Raw genomic sequence first — 19,533 nt, forward strand, 5'->3', positions numbered from 1 at the left:
CGGGGGTATGCGTCACGCGTATTGACGCTGCACTGCCATATTCAATTAACTACGCGTGGGCTGATCCCTGTGTAAGGGGCCCTCTTGCCGCTGCCCTTGCAGGCCTCGGCGGAAGAGCGGCTGATTAGCCCTGGCGCTGCTTGTGGCGCGGGTTCTCGCAGATCACCATGACTCGACCGTTACGGCGAATCACCTTGCACTTATCGCAGATCTGCTTGACGCTCGGCTGTACCTTCATGGTGTTCCTTTGCGTGGTTGCAGGGTTGAGCTTCAACGTGGGGCAGGCCGGCTGGGCCGGTCCGCCGTCCGTCTTTGCAGCGGTTTATTTGTAGCGGTAGACGATCCGACCCCGGGTGAGGTCGTACGGGCTAAGTTCCACTACAACGCGGTCTCCTGGGAGGATGCGAATGTAGTGTTGACGCATCTTTCCCGAGATGTGTGCGAGCACAATGTGGCCGTTGGCCAGCTCAACGCGGAACATCGCGTTGGGCAGGGCTTCGTTGACCGAGCCCTCGATCTCAATGACGCCGTCTTTCTTGGCCATATCCTCCGCTAACGTCTGTGCCCCCGGCCTGAGCCGGGAACGGTTTTCGATTGTGGTTCCCCTACCTGTGCCGCAGACCGCTTCCGCTGCACAGGGCATCGACGGCGGGTATTCCGGGCACGAATGTAGAGACAACCAACAGATAACTCTACGGGAAGAGGACCCATAAGTTAAATCGCTCCACCTGTCCAGTCCGAATCCTGCCTGGATAGCCGATGCTCCCCTACGAGAGCAGGCCCCGTTCCAAACCGGAACGGGGCCTGCAAGGGCAATGGATCGCCCGCTACGGGATGGGAACCGGAGTGACGCCGAGCGGCTCAAGCCTGGAGGCACCGCCGTCGGGCGCGGTCAGCACCCAAATACCCTTTTCGTGAATTGCCACGGAATGCTCCCACTGGCTGGACCGGCTGCCGTCTTCGGTGATTACGGTCCAGTCATCATCCAAGGTGCGGGTGGTGATCTTCCCGCGGACAAGCATCGGTTCGATGGCCAGGCACATTCCCGGGCGCAGCTTCGGACCGTTGTGGCCGGTGCGGTAGTTCAGCACATCCGGGGCCTGGTGCATTTCGGTGCCGATGCCGTGGCCGACATAGTCCTCCAGGATCCCCAGCCGCTTGCCGGGTACCCCGCTGACGTAGTCATCCACGGCTGCTCCGATATCCCCCACGAACCTGCCCTTGGCGGCTGCGGCGATGCCGTGCCACATGGCTTCCTCGGTGACGTCGGAGAGCCGCTGGTCCTCGGGGTCTGCGGTACCCACAATCACGGTGCGTGCCGAGTCCGAGTGCCACCCGCGGACCACGGCGCCGCCGTCGATGGAAATGATGTCGCCGTCCTGCAGCACCCGGTCCCCCGGGATGCCGTGGACAACTTCTTCGTTCACCGACGTGCAGACCGTGGCCGGGTAGTCGTGGTAGCCCAGGAAATTGGAGGTGGCTCCCTTTTCCCGCAGGACCCCCGCGAATACTGCGTCGATCTCGCGGGTACTCACGCCCACATCGGCGGCCTTGACGGCGGCGTCAAGCGCAGAGATCAGCACGAGGCCGGCTTCGCGCATGATGCGCATCTGTTCATTTGTCTTGTACTGGATCCGGGGCTGGCCGAACATGTGTCTTCTAACTTCCTAGCGGATAACTCTTTGGCGCTGCCTGGCATTCGCCACGTGCCGGATGTGTCAGCGCAGGTCCTTCAGCGCGTCCATGACCCGCTCCGTGACCTCGTCGATGGCGCCGAGGCCGTCCACGCGGGTGACGATCCCCCGGTCTTCGTAGCGGGCAACGACGTCGGCCGTCTGCTGCTTGTAGAGGTCCAGCCGGTGGCGGATGACGTCTTCGGTGTCATCGCTGCGGCCTTCAAGCTCGGCCCGCTTGAGCAGCCGCGCCACCAGTTCGTCGTCGTCGGCGGTCAGCAGCAGCACGGCGTCGAGCTTCTGGCCGTTGCCGGCCAGGATGTCGTCCAGTTCCTCGACCTGCGCCACAGTGCGCGGGTAACCGTCCAGCAGGAAACCGCGCTCGACGTCGTCCTCCTGCAGGCGGGTGCGGACCATGCCGTTGGTGACGCTGTCCGGGACGAAGTTTCCGGCGTCGATGAACTTCTTGGCTTCTACGCCCAGGGGCGTGAGCTCCTTGACGTGGGAGCGGAAGATGTCTCCGGTCGATATTGCCGTGACACCGAGGCGGTCCGATATCCGGGCGGCCTGAGTTCCTTTACCGGCCCCGGGAGGCCCGATAATGAGCATTCTTGTCATCGCAATAACCCTTCGTAGTGACGTTGCTGGAGCTGCGCGTCAATTTGCTTAACCGTTTCCAGTCCCACACCAACCATGATGAGGATTGACGTTCCGCCGAACGGGAAGTTCTGGTTGGCTCCAACAACGACCAGAGCAATCAGCGGGATCAGGGCGACAAAGCCCAGGTACAGGGCGCCGGGCAGCGTGATCCGGGAGAGCACGTACTGCAGGTACTCGGCGGTGGGGCGGCCGGCCCGGATGCCGGGGATGAAGCCGCCGTATTTCTTCATGTTCTCCGAAACCTCGTCCGGGTTGAACGTGATGGAGACGTAGAAGTACGTGAAGAAGACGATCAGGAGGAAGTAGACCGCCATGTAGAGCGGGTGCTCGCCGCTGACCAGGTGGTTGTTGATCCACACGACCCAGCCGGCAGGCGAGCCGGTGCTGGGGGTGTTGAACTGCGCGATCAGCGTGGGCAGGTACAGCATGGAGGACGCGAAGATCACGGGAATCACGCCGGCCATGTTGACCTTGATCGGAATGTAGGTGTTGGTGCCGCCCACTGTGCGCCGCCCGACCATGCGCTTGGCGTACTGCACCGGAATACGGCGCTGGGACTGCTCGACCAGGACCACCAGGGCCACTACGAGGATGCCGATGCCAAGCACGCCGAGGAACACGGTCCAGCCCTTGGACGTGATGATGGCGCCGAGGGCGCTGGGGAAGGACGCTGCGATGGAGGTGAAGATCAGCAGCGACATGCCGTTGCCCACGCCCTTCTCCGTGACCATTTCGCCCATCCACATGATGACGCCGGTTCCGGCGGTCAGGGTGATGATCAGCAGGAGGATCGTGACGATGCCCTGGTCAGGAATGATGTCGTACGGGCACTGGTTGCCAAACAGGGCACCCGTGCGCGCCAGGGAAACCACCGTGGTTGCGTTCAGCAAGCCAAGGAAGATGGTCAGGTAGCGGGTGTACTGCGTCAGCTTCGACTGGCCCTGGGCGCCTTCGTCATGCAGCGCCTGGAAGTGCGGAATGACCACGCGCAGCAGCTGCACGATGATGCTCGCCGTAATGTACGGCATGATCCCGAGCGCAAAGATGGAAACCTGCAGCAGGGCGCCGCCGCTAAAGAGGTTGACGAATTCATATATGCCACCCGAGGTGGCACCCAGATCCAAGCACTGCTGCACATTGCCGTAGTCAACACCCGGGGCCGGGATAAAAGCACCCATGCGGAAGATAGTGATGATACCCAGCGTAAACAACAGCTTGCGTCGCAGGTCTGGCGTCCGGAAAGCCCGGCCAATAGCGCTAAGCAAGCGTCCTCCTGAAGGTTGGAAAGTCCCATGCGGACTTGTGACAGAAACAGAGTCTAGCCGCTCCGACCCCGTACTGCGTTAACGGCGTACGGGGCGCGGTAGTTGCGTTAAACAGAACTGAACTCCCGGCGGACCGTTCGCCGGCCCGCCAGGAGTTCAGGGGTGAAACATGGGATCGTGCACCCCTCCCCTGCCGGCACGCTCGGTGCGTCCGGCCGGGGAGGGAAACAGGCCCGCCACGGAAGTCTTAGACCTCGGTGGTGGATCCGCCTGCTGCGGCGATCTTTTCTGCAGCGCTGGCGGAGAAGGCGTTGGCGGAGATATCAACCTTGACGGTGATATCGCCGGAGCCGAGAACCTTCACGGGCTGGTTCTTGCGAACCGCACCCTTGGCAACCAGTGCTTCGATGGTCACGGCGCCGCCTTCGGGGAACAGCTCCGAGATCTTGTCCAGGTTTACAACCTGGAACTCGACCCGGAACGGGTTCTTGAAGCCGCGCAGCTTCGGCAGGCGCATGTGCAGCGGAAGCTGCCCGCCTGCGAAACCGGCCTTGACCTGGTAGCGGGCAGCCGTACCCTTGGTACCGCGGCCTGCCGTCTTACCCTTGGAACCTTCACCGCGGCCAACGCGGGTCTTGGCCGTCTTGGCACCGGGTGCCGGACGCAGGTGGTGGACCTTCAGAGTCTTGATTTCTTCGGGCATGTTACTTCGCCTCCTCAACCTTCACGAGGTGCGGAACCGTGTTGATCATGCCAACGGTCACGGCGTCTGCAGTACGGACGACGGAGTCGCCGATGTGCTTCAGGCCCAGTGAACGCAGCGTGTCGCGCTGATTCTGCTTACCACCGATGGTGGACTTAATCTGAGTGATTTCGAGCCGCGCCGAGCTAACGGCGACGTTCTTCGGAGTCGTCATCATCAGGCACCTGCCTTCTGCATGTTGCGGAGCATTGCGGCCGGAACAACCTGGTCCAGCGGCAGGCCGCGGCGGGCTGCCACTGCCTGGGGCTCTTCGAGGCGCTTCAGCGCATCAACCGTGGCGTGCACGATGTTGATGGCGTTGGAGGATCCGAGCGACTTGGACAGAACGTCGTGGATTCCGGCGCATTCGAGGATGGCGCGGACCGGACCACCGGCGATAACGCCGGTACCCGGGGAAGCCGGACGCAGCAGGACTACGCCTGCAGCAGCTTCACCCTGGACGAGGTGCGGGACGGTTCCACCGATGCGCGGGACGCGGAAGAAGGACTTCTTGGCTTCTTCGACAGCCTTTGCGATAGCGGAGGGAACTTCCTTTGCCTTGCCGTAGCCAACGCCGACCATGCCGTTGCCGTCACCGACAACAACGAGGGCGGTGAAGCTGAAGCGACGGCCACCCTTGACCACCTTGGCAACGCGGTTGATGGTAACGACGCGTTCAATGAACTTGTCCTTATCATCGTTGCGTCCGCCGTCGCGGCCACCGCGGCCACCGCGTTCGCCGCGGCCTCCACGGTCGGAGCCGGAGCGCTGCTCGCCGCGACGTCCGCCGCGGCGGTCGTCGGTACCGGTTGCTGCGGCGTCCTTGGTCTCAGTTGCCTCAGCAGCTGTAGCTTCAGTCACCTGATTTTCCTTTTCCTTGTTTACCTCGGTCACAGTGCCAGCCCACCTTCACGTGCGCCGTCTGCAACTGCAGCAATGCGGCCGTGGTAGCGGTTACCACCGCGGTCAAAGACAACGGCTTCAACGCCGGCGGCCTTGGACCGCTCAGCGACGAGTTCGCCAACGCGCTTGGCCTTGGCGGTCTTATCGCCTTCCAGTGCACGCAGATCCGCTTCCATGGTGGAGGCGGAAGCCACGGTTACGCCACGGGTGTCATCGACAACCTGGACGAAGATGTGGCGGGCAGAGCGGTTAACCACCAGGCGGGGACGGGCCCCGGTGCCGGAAATCCGCTTGCGGATACGCAGCTGGCGACGGCTGCGCAGGGCAGACTTGCTCTTGCTGTTTCGCTTCTTATTGATGCTGATGGCCATGGTTACTTACCAGCCTTTCCGACCTTGCGGCGGACAATCTCGCCGGCGTAACGAATACCCTTGCCCTTGTAGGGGTCGGGCTTACGCAGCTTGCGGATGTTGGCGGAAACCTCGCCCACCTGCTGCTTGTCGATACCGGACACGGTGACCTTCGTGGGGCCTACCACGGTAAGCGTGATGCCTTCCGGGGCCGTGACGGGAACCGGGTGGCTGTAGCCCAGGGCGAACTCGAGGTCCGCACCCTTTGCTACAACGCGGTAACCGGTACCAACGATTTCCAGGTCCTTCTTGTAGCCCTCGGTCACGCCGGTGATCATGTTGCTGATCAGCGTGCGGGTCAGGCCGTGGAGGGAGCGGGATTCACGCTCGTCGTTCGGTCGGACAACGGTGATGATGCCGTCTTCCAGGGAAGCCGTGATCGGGCTGGGCACAGTGTGGCTGAGCTCGCCCTTGGCGCCCTTGACGGACACAACGTTGCCGTTGATGGCGATATCTACTCCGGCAGGAACCGGGATGGGCAGACGTCCAATACGTGACATTTTTCTTTCCCTTCCCTGCTACCAGACGTAGGCGAGGACTTCCCCACCTACGCCCTTCTTGGCGGCCTGGCGGTCGGTCAGGAGACCTGACGACGTCGACAGGATTGCGATACCCAGGCCACCCAGCACGTGCGGCAGGTTGGTGGACTTCGCGTAAACGCGCAGACCGGGCTTGGAGATGCGGCGTACACCGGCGATGGAACGCTCGCGGTTCGGACCGAACTTGAGGTCCAGGGTCAGCTTCTTGCCGACCTCGGCTTCTTCTTCCTTCCAGCCGGCAATGTAGCCCTCGGCCTTCAGGATGTCAGCAACGCGCGCCTTGAGCTTGCTGTAGGGCATGGACACGGAATCGTGGTATGCCGAGTTTGCATTGCGCAGACGCGTGAGCATATCTGCGACAGGATCTGTCATTGTCATTTGGGCTCTTGCCCTCCCTCGTAACGGTTTCCTGCAGGAGTTCCGTGCGGCGTTGCCTCACGGGTGTCCGTCGGACCTGTTACGTAGTAATTAATCTTCGGATTTGAACGGGAAGCCGAGCGCCTTCAGCAGCGCGCGTCCCTCGTCATCGGTCTTTGCGGTGGTAACCACGGTGATGTCCATGCCGCGTACGCGGTCGATCTTGTCCTGATCGATTTCGTGGAACATCGACTGCTCGGTCAGACCGAACGTGTAGTTGCCGTTGCCGTCGAACTGCTTGCCGTTCAGGCCGCGGAAGTCACGGATACGGGGCAGGGCCAGGGTGACCAAGCGGTCTACGAATTCCCACATGCGGTCGCCGCGCAGGGTAACGTGCGCGCCGATCGGCATGCCTTCGCGCAGCTTGAACTGTGCGATGGACTTGCGTGCCTTGGTGACCTGGGGCTTCTGGCCCGTGATCTGGGTGAGGTCCCGGACCGCACCGTCAATGAGCTTGGAGTCCTTGGCGGCATCTCCAACACCCATGTTCACGACCACCTTGACGAGGCGGGGAACCTGGTTGACGTTTGAGTAGTTGAATTCGTCCTGCAGGGTCTGCTTGATCTCCGCTGCGTAGCGGGTCTTCAGACGGGGAACGATCTTGGTGACAGTCTCAGTCATTAGAGGTCCTTCCCAGAGCCCTTGGCCACGCGGATACGCACAGTGCGCTCACGGCCATTCTTTTCGACGGTTTCAGTGCGGAAGCCAACGCGGGTCGGCTTCTTGGTCTCCGGGTCGACGACTGCGACGTTGGAAACGTGGATCGGGGCTTCGACAACCTCGATGCCGCCGGTCTTGGAACCGCGGGAGGACTGGCCAACCTTGGTGTGCTTGGTGACGCGGTTGATGCCTTCAACGAGAACGCGGTTGCTCTCGGGGAAGACCTTCAGAACCTTGCCCTGCTTACCGCGGTCTCCGCCGCGCTCAGCCTTTGCACCGGTGATGACCTGAACGAGGTCACCCTTCTTGATCTTTGCCATGGACTACAGCACCTCCGGAGCCAGCGAAATGATCTTCATGAACTTCTTGTCGCGAAGTTCGCGGCCGACCGGGCCGAAGATACGGGTACCGCGGGGGTCGCCGTCGTTCTTCAAGATCACTGCAGCGTTCTCATCGAACTTGATGTAGGAACCGTCCTGGCGGCGGCGTTCCTTCTTGGTACGGACGATGACGGCCTTGACCACGTCGCCCTTTTTGACGTTGCCGCCGGGAATTGCATCCTTGACGGTGGCAACAATGGTGTCGCCAATGCCTGCGTAGCGACGGCCGGATCCACCGAGAACGCGGATGGTCAAGATTTCCTTGGCACCCGTGTTGTCGGCGACCTTCAGTCGCGACTCCTGCTGAATCACTTATTACTCCTGTCGTCGCGCCGGTTCTCAGTACTGAGCCTTGCGGAACGGATATGGGTGGACCCCGTAATACTGGTACTCAACGCCTGGCCGGCAGGCCGCACGCCAGTGCAGGCTGCCTTTACGGCGTCGAACAAGATTATCGGGCTTTTGTCTCATTCGGCGGTGAGGAAGCCGGGCCGGATCAGGCCCCAGATTCGGGCCGCACTCCGGACACACTTCCGCACCGCACAGACAAGATTTCAAGTTTATCGCGAAAAGGCCCCGGAAGCGAAATCGAAGACGATAACGCGGCCGGGGCCCCTCACGCTTGGACGGGGCCGGCGTGCCCTTGGTCCGCTGGGACCGAAGGACACACCGGCTGGCCGGCCGGTACTTCTTACTACTAGGTTACTTGGCCTTCTCGAGGATCTCGACCAGGCGCCACCGCTTGGTCGCAGACAGCGGCCGGGTCTCGGCGATCAGAACGAGGTCGCCGATGCCGGCGTCGTTCTGCTCGTCGTGGGCCTTGCGCTTTGAAGTCCGGCGGATAACCTTGCCGTAAAGGGCGTGCTTCACGCGGTCTTCAACCTCGACAACGATGGTCTTATCCATCTTGTCCGAGACCACGTAGCCGCGTGCGGTCTTCCGGTACCCGCGGGCATCGGCTCCGTTTGCGTCAGTTGTCACTGCTGCCTCATTCTTGTTTTCGCTCATTTGGCATCATCCTCAGCGACCTTGGCTTCAGATTCAGACTCAGTAGCCTTCTTCTTGGACTTCTTCGGTGCCTCGGGTGCTGCTTCCTCAACGGGAGCGGCAACCTCGGGACGAATGCCCAGCTCGCGCTCACGCAGCACCGTGTAGATGCGGGCGATATCGCGCTTGACTGCACGCAGACGACCGTGGTTTTCCAGCTGGCCGGTGGCCGACTGGAAGCGGAGGTTGAACAGCTCCTCCTTGGACTTGCGCAGTTCCTCGACGAGACGGTCCTTATCGAAGCCGTCCAGCTGCTCAGTTGTCAGCTCTTTTGATCCAACTGCCATTTCTATTCACCACCCTCGCGACGCACAATGCGTGCCTTCAACGGCAGCTTATGGATCGCCAGGCGCAGTGCCTCACGAGCTACCTCTTCAGAAACACCGGAGAGTTCGAACAGAACCCGTCCCGGCTTGACGTTTGCAACCCACCACTCCGGAGAACCCTTACCGGAACCCATGCGGGTTTCGGCCGGCTTCTTCGTCAGCGGACGGTCCGGATAAATGTTGATCCAGACCTTTCCGCCACGCTTGATGTGGCGTGTCATGGCAATACGTGCAGCTTCAATCTGGCGGTTGGTGACGTATGCAGGCGTCAGAGCCTGGATACCCCACTCGCCGAAGCTGACGGCAGTGCCGCCGGTTGCAGCGCCGGAGCGACCCGGGTGGTGCTGCTTACGGAACTTGACTCGACGTGGGATAAGCATTTAAGCCTGTCCTCCTTCTGCTGCGGGGGCAGCTGCCTCAGCGGCCGGAGCCTCTGCAGCAGGCGCGGCGGCCTTGTCGCCGCGGTCGTTGCGACGACGGCGGTCGCCGCCGCGGTCGCCACGGTCGGCTGCCGGGCCGCGGCCCGGACGGTCGTTGGAGCGTCCGCGGGACGGTGCAGCAGCCTGCTGTGCAGCCAGTTCCTTAGCGGTGACGTCACCCTTGTAGATCCAAACCTTCACACCAATGCGGCCGAAGGTGGTCTTGGCCTCGAAGAAGCCGTAGTCGATCTGCGCGCGGAGGGTGTGCAGGGGCACACGGCCTTCGCGGTAGAACTCCGAACGGCTCATTTCGGCGCCGCCCAGACGGCCGGAGCACTGGATACGGATACCCTTTGCACCTGCACGCTGTGCGGACTGGATGGCCTTCTTCATCGCACGGCGGAAAGCCACGCGGGAAGAGAGCTGCTCAGCAACACCCTGGGCAACAAGCTGGGCTTCCATCTCGGGGTTCTTGACCTCGAGGATGTTCAGCTGAACCTGCTTGCCGGTGAGCTTTTCCAGCTCGCCGCGGATGCGGTCCGCTTCGGCGCCGCGGCGGCCGATCACGATGCCCGGACGTGCAGTGTGGATATCCACACGGACACGGTCACGGGTGCGCTCGATCTCAACCTTGGCGATGCCGGCGCGGTCCATGCCAGTGGACATCAGCTGACGGATCTTGATGTCCTCGCGGACGAAGTCCTTGTAACGCTGGCCCGGCTTGTTGCTGTCAGCAAACCAGTGCGATACGTGGTCAGTGGTGATGCCGAGTCGGAACCCGTGCGGGTTTACCTTCTGTCCCACTTAGCGTTCCTCCTCGTTCGTAGGGGTTGCGACTACCACGGTGACGTGGCTGGTCCGCTTGTTGATGCGGTAGGCGCGGCCCTGGGCCCGCGGCTGGAACCGCTTCATGGTGGGTCCTTCATCAACGAATGCTTCGCTGATGTAGAGGTCACCTTCGTCGAAGGCCACGCCGTCACGGTCCGCGAGGACTCGTGCATTGGCCATAGCCGACTGAACTACCTTGAATACCGGCTCCGAAGCTGCCTGGGGGGCAAACTTCAGAATTGCCAGAGCCTCATTCGCTTGCTTGCCACGAACAAGGTTGACGACGCGCCGGGCCTTCATAGGCGTTACGCGGATATGACGCGCAATTGCCTTGGCTTCCATTGCTTTCCTTCTCTCGTCTTCTGCCGAAAGAGCAGCGCCTAGCGGCGCTTGCCCTTGCGGTCGTCCTTCACATGGCCGCGGAATGTCCGCGTCAGAGCGAATTCGCCGAGCTTGTGCCCGACCATCGACTCGGTGACAAACACCGGAATGTGCTTACGTCCATCGTGTACGGCGATCGTGTGCCCGAGCATGTCGGGGATGATCATCGAACGGCGGGACCACGTCTTGATGACGTTCTTGGTGCCCTTTTCGTTTTCGGCCGCTACCTTAAGGAACAGGTGCTGGTCGACGAAGGGGCCTTTCTTCAGGCTGCGTGGCATGTTTCCAGGCTCCTATCGCTTGTTCTTGCCGGAACGACGGCGACGCACAATGAGGTTGTCGCTCTCTTTATTGGGGCGGCGGGTACGGCCTTCGCGCTTACCATTCGGGTTGACCGGGTGGCGTCCACCGGAGGTCTTACCTTCACCACCACCGTGCGGGTGGTCAACCGGGTTCATGGCGACACCGCGGACGGTCGGGCGAACGCCCTTCCAGCGCATACGGCCGGCCTTGCCCCAGTTGATGTTGGACTGCTCGGCGTTGCCGACCTCGCCAATCGTGGCGCGGCAGCGGACGTCAACGTTGCGGATTTCACCGGAGGGCAGACGCAGCTGGGCGAAGCGGCCTTCCTTGGCAACGAGCTGAACAGAAGCACCGGCGGAGCGGGCCATCTTGGCACCGCCGCCCGGACGCAGTTCAACGGCGTGGATGGTGGTACCCACGGGGATGTTGCGCAGCGGCAGGTTGTTGCCGGGCTTGATGTCAGCCCCGGCGCCGGCCTCTACGAAGTCGCCCTGCTTGAGCTTGTTCGGAGCAATGATGTAACGCTTGGTGCCATCAACGTAGTGCAGCAGCGCAATGCGGGCGGTACGGTTCGGATCGTATTCGATCTCGGCAACGCGAGCGTTGACGCCGTCCTTGTCGTGGCGACGGAAGTCGATCAGACGGTACTGACGCTTGTGTCCACCACCCTTGTGCCTGGTCGTGATCTTACCGGTGTTGTTACGGCCGCCCTTCTTGGGCAGCGGACGTACCAACGACTTTTCCGGCGTTGACCGCGTGATTTCGGTGAAGTCGGCTACGCTCGAGCCGCGACGGCCCGGGGTAGTCGGCTTGTATTTACGGATTCCCATTATTTATTCCTCGTTAAAGTGGTCTCCGCCCTAGCTGAGCGGACCGCCGAAGATGTCGATTGTGCCGTCCTTGAGGGTGACAATTGCGCGCTTGGTGCTCTTGCGCTGTCCCCATCCGAACTTGGTGCGCTTACGCTTACCGGCACGGTTGATGGTGTTGATCGAGTCGACCTTGACGGAGAAAATCTTCTCCACGGCCAGCTTGATCTCGGTCTTGTTCGAGCGGGGGTCGACCAGGAAGGTGTACTTACCTTCGTCGATCAGGCCGTAGCTCTTTTCCGAGACGACGGGTGCAAGCACTACGTCGCGCGGGTCCTTAGCGGTGGTCGCGCTCACTTGGCGTCCTCCTTGACAGTGTTCTTGCCGACGAACTCGTCGTAGGCAGCCTTGGTGAAGACCACGTCGTCGGAAACCAGCACGTCGTAGGTGTTCAGCTGATCTACGTAGATCACGTGAACTTCCGGGACGTTGCGCACGGACAGTGCAGCAACATCGTTGGCGCGCTCGATAACAACGAGCAGGTTCTTGCGGTCGGAAACCGAACGCAGGGCGCTCAGTGCGTCCTTGGTGGAAGGCTTGGTGCCTTCAACCAGGGATTCGAGGACGTGGATACGGCCGTTGCGTGCCCGGTCAGACAGGGCGCCGCGCAGTGCAGCAGCCTTCATCTTCTTGGGGGTGCGCTGGCTGTAGTCGCGGGGCGTCGGTCCGTGGACAACGCCGCCACCGGTCATGTGAGGCGCACGGATCGAGCCCTGGCGAGCCCGGCCGGTGCCCTTCTGCTTGAAGGGCTTGCGGCCTGCACCGCTAACCTCGGCGCGGGTCTTCGTCTTGTGCGTACCCTGGCGGGCGGCTGCAAGCTGAGCAACTACCACCTGGTGGAGCAGCGGTACGTTCGTCTGAACGTCGAAGATCTCTGCGGGGAATTCAACAGTGGTTTCGTTAGCCATGAGACTAAGCTCCCTTCACGGCGGTGCGTACGAGGACGACCTGGCCGCGGGCGCCGGGAACGGCACCCTTGATCAGCAGGAGCGACTTCTCGGCGTCCACACCGTGAACCGTGAGGTTCATGGTGGTGTGCTTGACAGCGCCCATGCGGCCTGCCATCCGAACGCCCTTGAAGACGCGTCCCGGGGTGGATGCGCCACCGATGGAACCCGGCTTACGGTGGTTCTTGTGTGCACCGTGGGAGGCACCGACGCCGTGGAAGCCGTGACGCTTCATGACACCGGCAAAGCCCTTGCCCTTGGAGGTTCCGGTGACGTCGACCTTCTGGCCGGCTTCGAAAATCTCAACGGAGAGTTCCTGGCCCAGCTCGTAGGTGTCGGCATCTGCGGTACGCAGTTCAACTACGTGGCGGCGCGGCGTGACGCCGGCCTTTTCAAAGTGGCCGGCCAGCGGCTTGGTCACCTTGCGCGGATCGATCTGGCCGTAGCCGATCTGAACGGCGGTGTAGCCGTCCTTTTCCGCGCTGCGCAGCTGCGTGATGACGTTGGAGTCAGCCTGGACGACGGTAACGGGGATGAGCTTGTTGTTCTCGTCCCAGACCTGGGTCATGCCGAGCTTGGTGCCCAGCAGTCCCTTTACCTGGCGTGTAAGTGAAGTAGACATATTATCCGCTCCCCCCCTACAGCTTGATTTCGATGTTCACGTCTGCAGGCAGGTCAAGACGCATAAGCGAGTCAACGGCCTTAGGCGTGGGGTCAATGATGTCGATCAGGCGCTTGTGCGTGCGCATTTCAAAGTGCTCGCGGCTGTCCTTGTACTTGTGCGGCGAACGGATAACAACGTAAACGTTCTTTTCCGTGGGCAGCGGCACGGGGCCTACTACCGTTGCGCCTGCACGCGTGACCGTCTCAACGATCTTCCGTGCTGATACGTCGATGACCTCGTGGTCGTACGACTTCAGCCGGATGCGGATTTTTTGTCCCGCCATGGCGTCGTGCCTCTTTCTTCGAGTAATGCTCTCTGTACAGTTTTTGCGCCGAACTGCCTTACGGCCTGGCACCCCTCCAACAGACTGAATCCGGATGAATCCGGGTTCCTCACCCTGTCGAGGCTCCGACCCCCGCGCTCGGGCGTGTCGCGGTGTTGAGACCGACGACCCCGAGAAAGAATAGGGGCGGGTTATATATGGGCTCTTCCCCTGAAGGATCCGACCCTGCACCAGGCATTATCCTGGCCGGGACGCAATCTCACCACTGCCTGTTTCCTGCAGTTCAGCAGGAGCAAGGGCGCGTGTGGGCACAAAAGCGCTTGAACAACTTCTCTAGTCTGCCAGACTTGGGCACGGATGGCCAATCAGGCACCGCACCTACGACAAGGCAATGCCGGTGTAGCGGCATACCTTGCACTATCTGGCTGCTGCCGCCCGGGCCTGAGGTTTCCCTGCCCGAGGTTTCCAAGGGCCGATGTTTCCAAAGGGCCAGCGGAGCGTCAACTTCCAACAGTCTAACCCAGGCGCCGCGGCTCCCTGAAACGGTGTCCGTGGCAGGCCGCATCTCCTGGACTCAGGGCATGCCGTCCCGGTTGGACCGGCGGATCCGCTTGGTGCGGTCGATTTCGGAACGGAAGTTCTTCCGGGTCCAGCCCACACCGGCGGCGACGGCTGCCGCAATGACCAAAAGAATGAGAAGTTCCATCCTCCGAGCCTAGCGGAGGATGGAACTTCGTGTCAGAGGGTGCGCCCACCCGCGCCCGGGGCTTCCGGGGCTTGGCTGTCCGGGTCCGGACCGTTTTCCGGCAGTGGCGGTGCCGGGGGCGCCCCGGGCACCGGCTGCGTCCAGGGCGCCGCCTGCATCGTCCCCGAAGAGGGCGCTCCTCCCGGCGCCGGCTGCATAAGCCCCGGGCCCGCCGCTCCCCCGGCCGGTGCAATTGGGTCCGAGTGATGCGTTCGGTTCTGCTCCGTGCCGTCGGCGTCGGAACGGACACGGGTGAGCCGCCATACAGCCAGCGCGATCAGTCCGACACCCAGCAGTGCCAGCAGGAGGAAGGTATAGCCGCGCAGGTACCACAGCACGGCCAGCACCACACCTGCCGCTCCCCACATGGTGAACAGCCGCCGGCTGGCCAGCAGTCCGAAGGCGAGCAGGCCGGCATGGGCCACCAGTGCCCACAGCTGCTTGCCTCCGCCTCCGCTGATGACGGTGAGCAACCCGCTCGCGGAGAGGATGGCGGCAGAAACCGTCAGGAAGGCCGTTCCGCGCTGTTCGCGCCTTCGCAGGAACTCGTAGCCGGCCATCGCGGCCAGCACGCACGCCCAGTACTGCACGGACCAGAAGACGTTCACCCCGCCCAGCACCAGCCAGCTAATCCGCTGAACCGCCAAGGCAGTGAGGACGGCTCCTCCCTGCATTGCCTGTTCACGCCACTGCCGGGGAAGCTCCGGGAGTGCCAGGGCCGCGGCCGCGATGACGGTCACGGACCCCGCCACGGCAGTTGAATCCGACGCCATGGCGGGAACTGCGGCCATCGCAGCGACTAGTGCAGAGGCACAACCCATGATCCGACGCCTCAGCAACTGAGGTGAACCGGAACCGGCGCCGGGCACCTGCACGGCACTGTCCGGTGCGCTTTCGTCGCGCTGGTCCCAGCTGCGTCCTGCCGGAAGGAACGCACGAAGCAGCTGAAGCAGGGCAGCTGCCGCCCAGGCGGCAGCGAGGAACCTGTACCCGGCCGCCCCAAGACCTTTGGAGTAACTGTCCCCCACTGCAGCCGACAGGCATAGTGCCGCGGCGAACAGGAGCGGCGGGGTTCCCAATGCTGCCCATGGCTGTGCCCGGCTGTAGGACAGGACCAGGCACACTGCCCCGCCCACGGCGAAGCCAGCGGATGCGAGGAACGCGTTTCCGGTGGCCCCGGCTGTGAACAGGACGGCAGCCGCGTACCCCGCCGACGCAGCCAGCAGCGGCATCCTGGTATCCGCGTGCCAGGACCGCCGGGTCTCTCCCCACAGCGCTGCCGCACCGAGGGCGAGCAGAACCAGGCCCGCGGCTTCCGAGCTGAGCACCGGTTCGGGCAGCAAGCCCTTCTCCGCCAAATCAGGCAGGCCGGAAAGGACCAGCGGCAACGCCCCCAGCGCCAGGGCTGCCGGATAGAGTATCCATCCAGAGCGTGCTTCGGAAGCCCGGTGCCGCCGGGCGAAGGCAGGTACCGCTGCGGCCAGGAGCAGCAGCAGCAGAACTGCCGCCACGTCCCGGCGGGCTTCCGTGCCAGTGTGCAGGGCGTAAAAACCGGGTGCCAGGACCAGCAGGGCCAAGCTGATCCACAGTGATGTTTCGGAGTAGCCGCCGCCGTCAAGGCGTCGGTGTAGCGCCGTTCGCACCAGGTGCTGCGCCGCCGTTGCTGCCGCTCCTGCTGCCACCAAGCCGTGCGCATCGCCACCAAGGTCCGCAACCGCCAATACGGCCAAGACGATCAGCAGTCCCTGAACCGCCAGCAGGTACAAGCCCCGGTTCGGCTGCCTGCGGTTCACTGCAAGACCGGCGGCATAGGCCAGGCCGGCCAGGACCAGCAGTTCGTAGCCGCGCAGGCCCAGGAGCCCGGCACCCACGGCAGCCGCCGCGGCAAACCCGGCTGGTGCAGCCGGCTCGAACCTGTCCGGGACCAACAGCGAAGCAGCTGCGTTGGCGGCAAGGGCCGCCCACAGCAAGGCAAGGCTCCAGGCCGCAGGGCCTTCCACGCCGCGTGACGCAGCCGCGGCAAGGACTGCGATGAGGGCAGCGGCAGTGATCAATTCCGCAGCCAGCGGCAGCGGCCGCCCCCGGCGGAGGCGGACGGCGGCAGCCACCTGCGTAACCACCGCGACCGCAGCAGCGCAGGCGATCAGGAACAGCAAGCTGCCCGGGTCGCCGGTCCCCCGCGGCAGCAGGGCATACGCCCCGGGCACCGCCGCGGATGCGGCGAGGCCGCCCCACCGGCCGGCGCCGGCCAGTCCCATCGGCTCTATGCGGGCGGCAAACAGGGTCCGCAGCAGGTGCAGCACACCGATGCTCACCGCGAGGGCAGCGAAGATCCGGTGCACATTTCCGGTCACATCCGCAGCCACCAGCCCGGAGAGGACAACAACCAGGGCCTGCGCAGCCAGCAGGTGGGCCCCTCGCAACGGCGGGCGGCGTGGCGTGACCGGGGGGCGCTGCCAGTGCGAAGAAATCCTGGCGAACAGCACAACGCAGTACGCCAGTGCGGCTGCCGTCAGCAGTTCGTAGCCCCGCAGTCCCAGGACGCCCGCCCCGATAAGGGCCGCCGGGAGGAAACCTGCCGGGCCTGCAGCGAGGTACCGCCCCCTCGGGTGCAGTACCGAGGTCAGAACGTTTGCGGCTACCAGTACCCACAGGCCGGCCAAAGCGAGCCCCGGGTCCTCGGCCCCGCGCAGGCCGCAGGCCAGCAGCACAGTTCCAGCCGCGGCTGACAAGGCTGTTATACCCGGCCGGTATTCCGGTTTCCCCTGCCGGAGGCGCAGCACCGTCATTACCTGATTCGCTGCCAGGGCCGCGGCCGTTCCGGCGAGGGCCCAAGCACCCGGATCCGCTCCAACGGACTCTGCCAGGGATGCCAGGAGCACCAGAGGCACCAGCAGGACTGCGGCTGCGCGTGCCGCGAGGACAAACACCGCTCTCCGACCGGGGCCGCTGCGTACTGCGCGAATGACCAGGTAGGCAGTGAGGGCTGCGGTAACCAGCACTGCCGGCCACAGGGATACCCGGGGCTCCACAGCCGTGGGAACCAGCACCAGAAGCACTGGGACGGCAACCCCGAACTCCAGCACCCCGCCAACCTTCCAGCCGGCGGCAAGGTAGGCCAGCAGAACCACAAGGGCCGTACCGGCGAACACAACCATGTTCCCGCCCCACATGGCAAAGGCGTAGGCCAGGCCTGCCAGCACCCCTGCTCCGGCCTGAACCGCCAGCAGCACCGCAACATCCACGCGGAAAAAGCGCCCGGCCGACTGCTGCACTGTCCGTGCCGGCTTTTTAACCAGGCTGACTGAAGCGGCCCCGGGAGTATCCGCACCGGACAGCTCAGGCAGGCTTCCGCCCTGGCCACCCACGGCCCCTGCGGTTTGGGGAGCGCCGGTTCCGCTGCTGCGGTGCCGCCTGGCCTCGTCCTCATTGTCCAGCGGCAGGCCCGCTGCCCTGGATGCGGCTTGCATCAGTGCAGCGGCGCCGTAAACCGGACGCCGCAGCAGGACGCCCGCCAGTTGGGCCAGGACCTGTACGGCAAAGGCCAGCAACGTGGCTTGGCCGCTGTCGGTGAATGAGTAGAACAAGGCTGTGAGCCCCACGGTGCCCGCAGCACGCAGTCCGTAGCTGTTTACCAGCATGTGGCGGTCCGGGCCCTGCCACAGCATGACCGCGTAGTAACAGGCGAAGGCGAGGAAGAGGACTGCCAGCTGCGCGGCGCCCAGATCATCTGAAATCCAGGCTGAGGCAACCGCGGTGGCCGGTACGAGGTAGCGGTGGGAGCGGACAAAGGCGTCCAGATAAAGGTTGTTCAACCATTTGGGGCGGCGGACTGCCGCGAGGCTGATCAGGGTCGCGAGGATGACCGTAGACAGGAAATACCAAACAATTCCCCAGCGGAGGGCGGCACCGGAGGCCAATCCCGAAGACAACAGGAACGTGAGCGCCAGGTAGGCCACCACCCGGCTTTCGATCTTTGCTGCGGCATAGGCGAAGGCGGCGGTTCCGGCAACGGAAGTGAACAGCCAGGCGGCCGGGCCGTCATGGAGGACGAGGTTGAACAGCGCCAGTCCCACAACCGGTATCAGTGCCAGTCCGGTACCGGTGAAGGCGACGGCTGCCGGACGGAGCCGCCGGCTGCGGGCATGGATCACAAGTCCCGAGACGTAAAACAGTGCCGTCACCGCAACCACGCCGGAGAAGCGCGCCTGCTCGGGTATGGCCAGGCCGATAAACAGGGCGGCAGCTGCCACCAGCAACAGGCTGGCGGAGTACAGCGTGATGTTGATGTTCCGCAGGTCCCGGCGGCGTTTCTCCTCGCGGAGTTCAGCCTCGGTCTTGGCCCGCGGCGGTTCTGGCGCCGGCACCGCGGGCGGTGCCGGCGGCATGCCCTGTCCCCGCCGCGCAACCAAGGACGGATCGGCTGCGATAGATGCCGCGCTGGCGCCGGCCGGAACCGGCGCCGCTGACGGCAGCACCGAATGAGCAGACTGGGCAAAATTCACGTTGGCAGAGTTAGCCGGAGCGGAGTTCGGTGGCGCAAAAGCCGGTGGAGCGGCCGTCACGTGCGGTTTTGCATGGTCGCCGGCAGTGGTCTGGGCCGCTTGTGGAGCGTGCGCTGCTTGTGCCGCAGCGCCGGCGTAGCCGGCCCGGTACCCCTCGTCATAGATCTGGTCCGGTGGCGGCAAGGGCCTGCCCATACTGTCCATTCCGCGCGCTGCCTTGCGGCCCGCTGAACGGCCTATGAAATAGCTGGCTGTGATTGCAGCCAGGAAAAGCAGGAAGACCCCCATCGATCTGCTTCCTTCCGGTTTTTGTGCTCCAGCCGGTATTGGCTCTTGCCTATCCTAGGGTGACGGCGCTCACTTCCCCGGCAAGGGGCGCTCCCGTGGACAAAGGACCTGCATCCCGGTCCGTCGCCGCTGTGTGGAGGAGAGGTCCCGTCCGGCCGCTTCCGCCCCGCCCGGCTTGGCCGGGCCACCCGTTTCCACCGCTGATCCCTACCGCAGCGCAGCCGATTCGCTTCACGGCGGAACCGGACCGCGGGAGGCTGTTCCGACCCGGATACCAAG

27 protein-coding genes are annotated in these 19,533 nt (G+C 63.6%); all 27 read right to left on the reverse strand.

The window, feature by feature from the left end; genetic code table 11:
- Positions 1-124: 124 nt before the first annotated feature.
- Entirely contained in the window at positions 125-238 is a 114-nt protein-coding gene (gene rpmJ, locus QNO06_RS13080) for a 50S ribosomal protein L36 (RefSeq protein ID WP_012397712.1), read from the reverse strand.
- A gap of 84 nt (positions 239-322) precedes the next feature.
- Positions 323-544 (reverse strand): translation initiation factor IF-1, encoded by a 222-nt coding sequence (gene infA, locus QNO06_RS13085; RefSeq protein ID WP_055239372.1) that lies wholly within the window; start codon positions 542-544, stop codon positions 323-325.
- Between the two features lie 283 nt (positions 545-827).
- A complete protein-coding gene (gene map / locus QNO06_RS13090) occupies positions 828-1,652 on the reverse strand; it encodes a type I methionyl aminopeptidase (protein ID WP_227912814.1) in 825 nt (274 codons plus the stop codon).
- A 66-nt stretch (positions 1,653-1,718) separates the two neighbouring features.
- Entirely contained in the window at positions 1,719-2,291 is a 573-nt protein-coding gene (locus tag QNO06_RS13095; protein ID WP_227912813.1) for an adenylate kinase, read from the reverse strand.
- Positions 2,288-3,598, reverse strand: coding sequence for a preprotein translocase subunit SecY (secY, locus tag QNO06_RS13100; protein WP_227912812.1), 1,311 nt, complete (start codon positions 3,596-3,598; stop codon positions 2,288-2,290). Before secY ends, QNO06_RS13095 begins: the two co-directional genes overlap by 4 nt.
- Positions 3,599-3,845: 247 nt before the next feature.
- Entirely contained in the window at positions 3,846-4,301 is a 456-nt protein-coding gene (gene rplO / locus QNO06_RS13105; RefSeq protein ID WP_227912811.1) for a 50S ribosomal protein L15, read from the reverse strand.
- A 1-nt stretch (position 4,302) separates the two neighbouring features.
- Entirely contained in the window at positions 4,303-4,515 is a 213-nt protein-coding gene (gene rpmD, locus QNO06_RS13110) for a 50S ribosomal protein L30 (protein ID WP_227912959.1), read from the reverse strand.
- A gap of 2 nt (positions 4,516-4,517) precedes the next feature.
- A complete protein-coding gene (gene rpsE / locus QNO06_RS13115) occupies positions 4,518-5,201 on the reverse strand; it encodes a 30S ribosomal protein S5 (RefSeq protein WP_227912810.1) in 684 nt (227 codons plus the stop codon).
- Positions 5,202-5,230: 29 nt separating this feature from the next.
- Positions 5,231-5,614: a 50S ribosomal protein L18 gene (rplR, locus tag QNO06_RS13120; RefSeq protein ID WP_227912809.1), complete on the reverse strand. Its 384-nt coding sequence runs from the start codon at positions 5,612-5,614 to the stop codon at positions 5,231-5,233.
- Positions 5,615-5,616: 2 nt separating this feature from the next.
- Entirely contained in the window at positions 5,617-6,153 is a 537-nt protein-coding gene (rplF, locus tag QNO06_RS13125; RefSeq protein WP_227912808.1) for a 50S ribosomal protein L6, read from the reverse strand.
- An 18-nt stretch (positions 6,154-6,171) separates the two neighbouring features.
- The gene (gene rpsH, locus QNO06_RS13130; protein ID WP_146361106.1) at positions 6,172-6,570 is read right to left on the reverse strand and encodes a 30S ribosomal protein S8; all 399 of its coding nucleotides are present in this window, start codon (positions 6,568-6,570) and stop codon (positions 6,172-6,174) included.
- Positions 6,571-6,660: 90 nt separating this feature from the next.
- Complete coding sequence (gene rplE, locus QNO06_RS13135; RefSeq protein WP_227912807.1) at positions 6,661-7,230, reverse strand: 50S ribosomal protein L5; 570 nt, start codon at positions 7,228-7,230, stop codon at positions 6,661-6,663.
- A complete protein-coding gene (gene rplX, locus QNO06_RS13140; protein WP_227912806.1) occupies positions 7,230-7,589 on the reverse strand; it encodes a 50S ribosomal protein L24 in 360 nt (119 codons plus the stop codon). Before rplX ends, rplE begins: the two co-directional genes overlap by 1 nt.
- 3 nt (positions 7,590-7,592) lie before the next feature.
- Positions 7,593-7,961, reverse strand: a complete 369-nt coding sequence (rplN, locus tag QNO06_RS13145; protein ID WP_055239356.1) for a 50S ribosomal protein L14 — start codon at positions 7,959-7,961, stop codon at positions 7,593-7,595.
- Between the two features lie 390 nt (positions 7,962-8,351).
- Entirely contained in the window at positions 8,352-8,657 is a 306-nt protein-coding gene (rpsQ, locus tag QNO06_RS13150) for a 30S ribosomal protein S17 (RefSeq protein ID WP_146361100.1), read from the reverse strand.
- The gene (gene rpmC / locus QNO06_RS13155; protein ID WP_269437386.1) at positions 8,654-8,983 is read right to left on the reverse strand and encodes a 50S ribosomal protein L29; all 330 of its coding nucleotides are present in this window, start codon (positions 8,981-8,983) and stop codon (positions 8,654-8,656) included. The genes rpsQ and rpmC overlap by 4 nt, the downstream gene beginning before the upstream one ends.
- 2 nt (positions 8,984-8,985) lie before the next feature.
- On the reverse strand, positions 8,986-9,402 hold the full coding sequence (rplP, locus tag QNO06_RS13160; protein WP_146361096.1) for a 50S ribosomal protein L16: 417 nt from the start codon (positions 9,400-9,402) through the stop codon (positions 8,986-8,988).
- Positions 9,403-10,245, reverse strand: a complete 843-nt coding sequence (rpsC, locus tag QNO06_RS13165) for a 30S ribosomal protein S3 (protein ID WP_227912805.1) — start codon at positions 10,243-10,245, stop codon at positions 9,403-9,405.
- The gene (gene rplV / locus QNO06_RS13170; RefSeq protein ID WP_227912804.1) at positions 10,246-10,611 is read right to left on the reverse strand and encodes a 50S ribosomal protein L22; all 366 of its coding nucleotides are present in this window, start codon (positions 10,609-10,611) and stop codon (positions 10,246-10,248) included.
- Between the two features lie 38 nt (positions 10,612-10,649).
- Positions 10,650-10,931 (reverse strand): 30S ribosomal protein S19, encoded by a 282-nt coding sequence (gene rpsS / locus QNO06_RS13175; protein WP_104052734.1) that lies wholly within the window; start codon positions 10,929-10,931, stop codon positions 10,650-10,652.
- 12 nt (positions 10,932-10,943) lie between these two features.
- Positions 10,944-11,783, reverse strand: coding sequence for a 50S ribosomal protein L2 (rplB, locus tag QNO06_RS13180; RefSeq protein WP_146361090.1), 840 nt, complete (start codon positions 11,781-11,783; stop codon positions 10,944-10,946).
- Between the two features lie 30 nt (positions 11,784-11,813).
- Positions 11,814-12,119, reverse strand: coding sequence for a 50S ribosomal protein L23 (gene rplW, locus QNO06_RS13185; RefSeq protein WP_066295939.1), 306 nt, complete (start codon positions 12,117-12,119; stop codon positions 11,814-11,816).
- On the reverse strand, positions 12,116-12,730 hold the full coding sequence (gene rplD / locus QNO06_RS13190; RefSeq protein WP_227912803.1) for a 50S ribosomal protein L4: 615 nt from the start codon (positions 12,728-12,730) through the stop codon (positions 12,116-12,118). The genes rplW and rplD overlap by 4 nt, the downstream gene beginning before the upstream one ends.
- A gap of 4 nt (positions 12,731-12,734) precedes the next feature.
- Positions 12,735-13,391, reverse strand: a complete 657-nt coding sequence (rplC, locus tag QNO06_RS13195) for a 50S ribosomal protein L3 (RefSeq protein WP_227912802.1) — start codon at positions 13,389-13,391, stop codon at positions 12,735-12,737.
- A 16-nt stretch (positions 13,392-13,407) separates the two neighbouring features.
- Positions 13,408-13,716 carry a 30S ribosomal protein S10 gene (rpsJ, locus tag QNO06_RS13200; RefSeq protein WP_146361073.1) on the reverse strand — a complete coding sequence of 103 codons (309 nt, stop codon included), beginning with the start codon at positions 13,714-13,716 and terminating at the stop codon, positions 13,408-13,410.
- Between the two features lie 574 nt (positions 13,717-14,290).
- Positions 14,291-14,422 (reverse strand): hypothetical protein, encoded by a 132-nt coding sequence (locus tag QNO06_RS13205; protein WP_269437385.1) that lies wholly within the window; start codon positions 14,420-14,422, stop codon positions 14,291-14,293.
- 32 nt (positions 14,423-14,454) lie between these two features.
- Entirely contained in the window at positions 14,455-18,966 is a 4,512-nt protein-coding gene (locus QNO06_RS13210) for a hypothetical protein (protein WP_284162464.1), read from the reverse strand.
- Positions 18,967-19,533 lie beyond the last annotated feature (567 nt).

It is taken from the genome of Arthrobacter sp. zg-Y20, from assembly GCF_030142075.1.
Lineage (GTDB): Bacteria > Actinomycetota > Actinomycetes > Actinomycetales > Micrococcaceae > Arthrobacter_B.

Coding starts and splice junctions, on each gene's coding strand:
- rplV (WP_227912804.1), bottom strand. CDS start 10,611: ATGGAAGCCAAGGCAATTGCGCGTCATATCCGCGTAACGCCTATGAAG.
- rplB (WP_146361090.1), bottom strand. CDS start 11,783: ATGGGAATCCGTAAATACAAGCCGACTACCCCGGGCCGTCGCGGCTCG.
- rplC (WP_227912802.1), bottom strand. CDS start 13,391: ATGTCTACTTCACTTACACGCCAGGTAAAGGGACTGCTGGGCACCAAG.
- rpsQ (WP_146361100.1), bottom strand. CDS start 8,657: ATGAGCGAAAACAAGAATGAGGCAGCAGTGACAACTGACGCAAACGGA.
- QNO06_RS13095 (WP_227912813.1), bottom strand. CDS start 2,291: ATGACAAGAATGCTCATTATCGGGCCTCCCGGGGCCGGTAAAGGAACT.
- rplD (WP_227912803.1), bottom strand. CDS start 12,730: ATGGCTAACGAAACCACTGTTGAATTCCCCGCAGAGATCTTCGACGTT.
- rpsJ (WP_146361073.1), bottom strand. CDS start 13,716: ATGGCGGGACAAAAAATCCGCATCCGGCTGAAGTCGTACGACCACGAG.
- rpmC (WP_269437386.1), bottom strand. CDS start 8,983: ATGGCAGTTGGATCAAAAGAGCTGACAACTGAGCAGCTGGACGGCTTC.
- rplF (WP_227912808.1), bottom strand. CDS start 6,153: ATGTCACGTATTGGACGTCTGCCCATCCCGGTTCCTGCCGGAGTAGAT.
- rplX (WP_227912806.1), bottom strand. CDS start 7,589: ATGGCAAAGATCAAGAAGGGTGACCTCGTTCAGGTCATCACCGGTGCA.
- rplO (WP_227912811.1), bottom strand. CDS start 4,301: ATGCCCGAAGAAATCAAGACTCTGAAGGTCCACCACCTGCGTCCGGCA.
- infA (WP_055239372.1), bottom strand. CDS start 544: ATGGCCAAGAAAGACGGCGTCATTGAGATCGAGGGCTCGGTCAACGAA.
- rpsS (WP_104052734.1), bottom strand. CDS start 10,931: ATGCCACGCAGCCTGAAGAAAGGCCCCTTCGTCGACCAGCACCTGTTC.
- QNO06_RS13205 (WP_269437385.1), bottom strand. CDS start 14,422: ATGGAACTTCTCATTCTTTTGGTCATTGCGGCAGCCGTCGCCGCCGGT.
- map (WP_227912814.1), bottom strand. CDS start 1,652: ATGTTCGGCCAGCCCCGGATCCAGTACAAGACAAATGAACAGATGCGC.
- rplR (WP_227912809.1), bottom strand. CDS start 5,614: ATGGCCATCAGCATCAATAAGAAGCGAAACAGCAAGAGCAAGTCTGCC.
- rpmD (WP_227912959.1), bottom strand. CDS start 4,515: ATGACGACTCCGAAGAACGTCGCCGTTAGCTCGGCGCGGCTCGAAATC.
- rplE (WP_227912807.1), bottom strand. CDS start 7,230: ATGACTGAGACTGTCACCAAGATCGTTCCCCGTCTGAAGACCCGCTAC.
- rplP (WP_146361096.1), bottom strand. CDS start 9,402: ATGCTTATCCCACGTCGAGTCAAGTTCCGTAAGCAGCACCACCCGGGT.
- rpmJ (WP_012397712.1), bottom strand. CDS start 238: ATGAAGGTACAGCCGAGCGTCAAGCAGATCTGCGATAAGTGCAAGGTG.
- rpsH (WP_146361106.1), bottom strand. CDS start 6,570: ATGACAATGACAGATCCTGTCGCAGATATGCTCACGCGTCTGCGCAAT.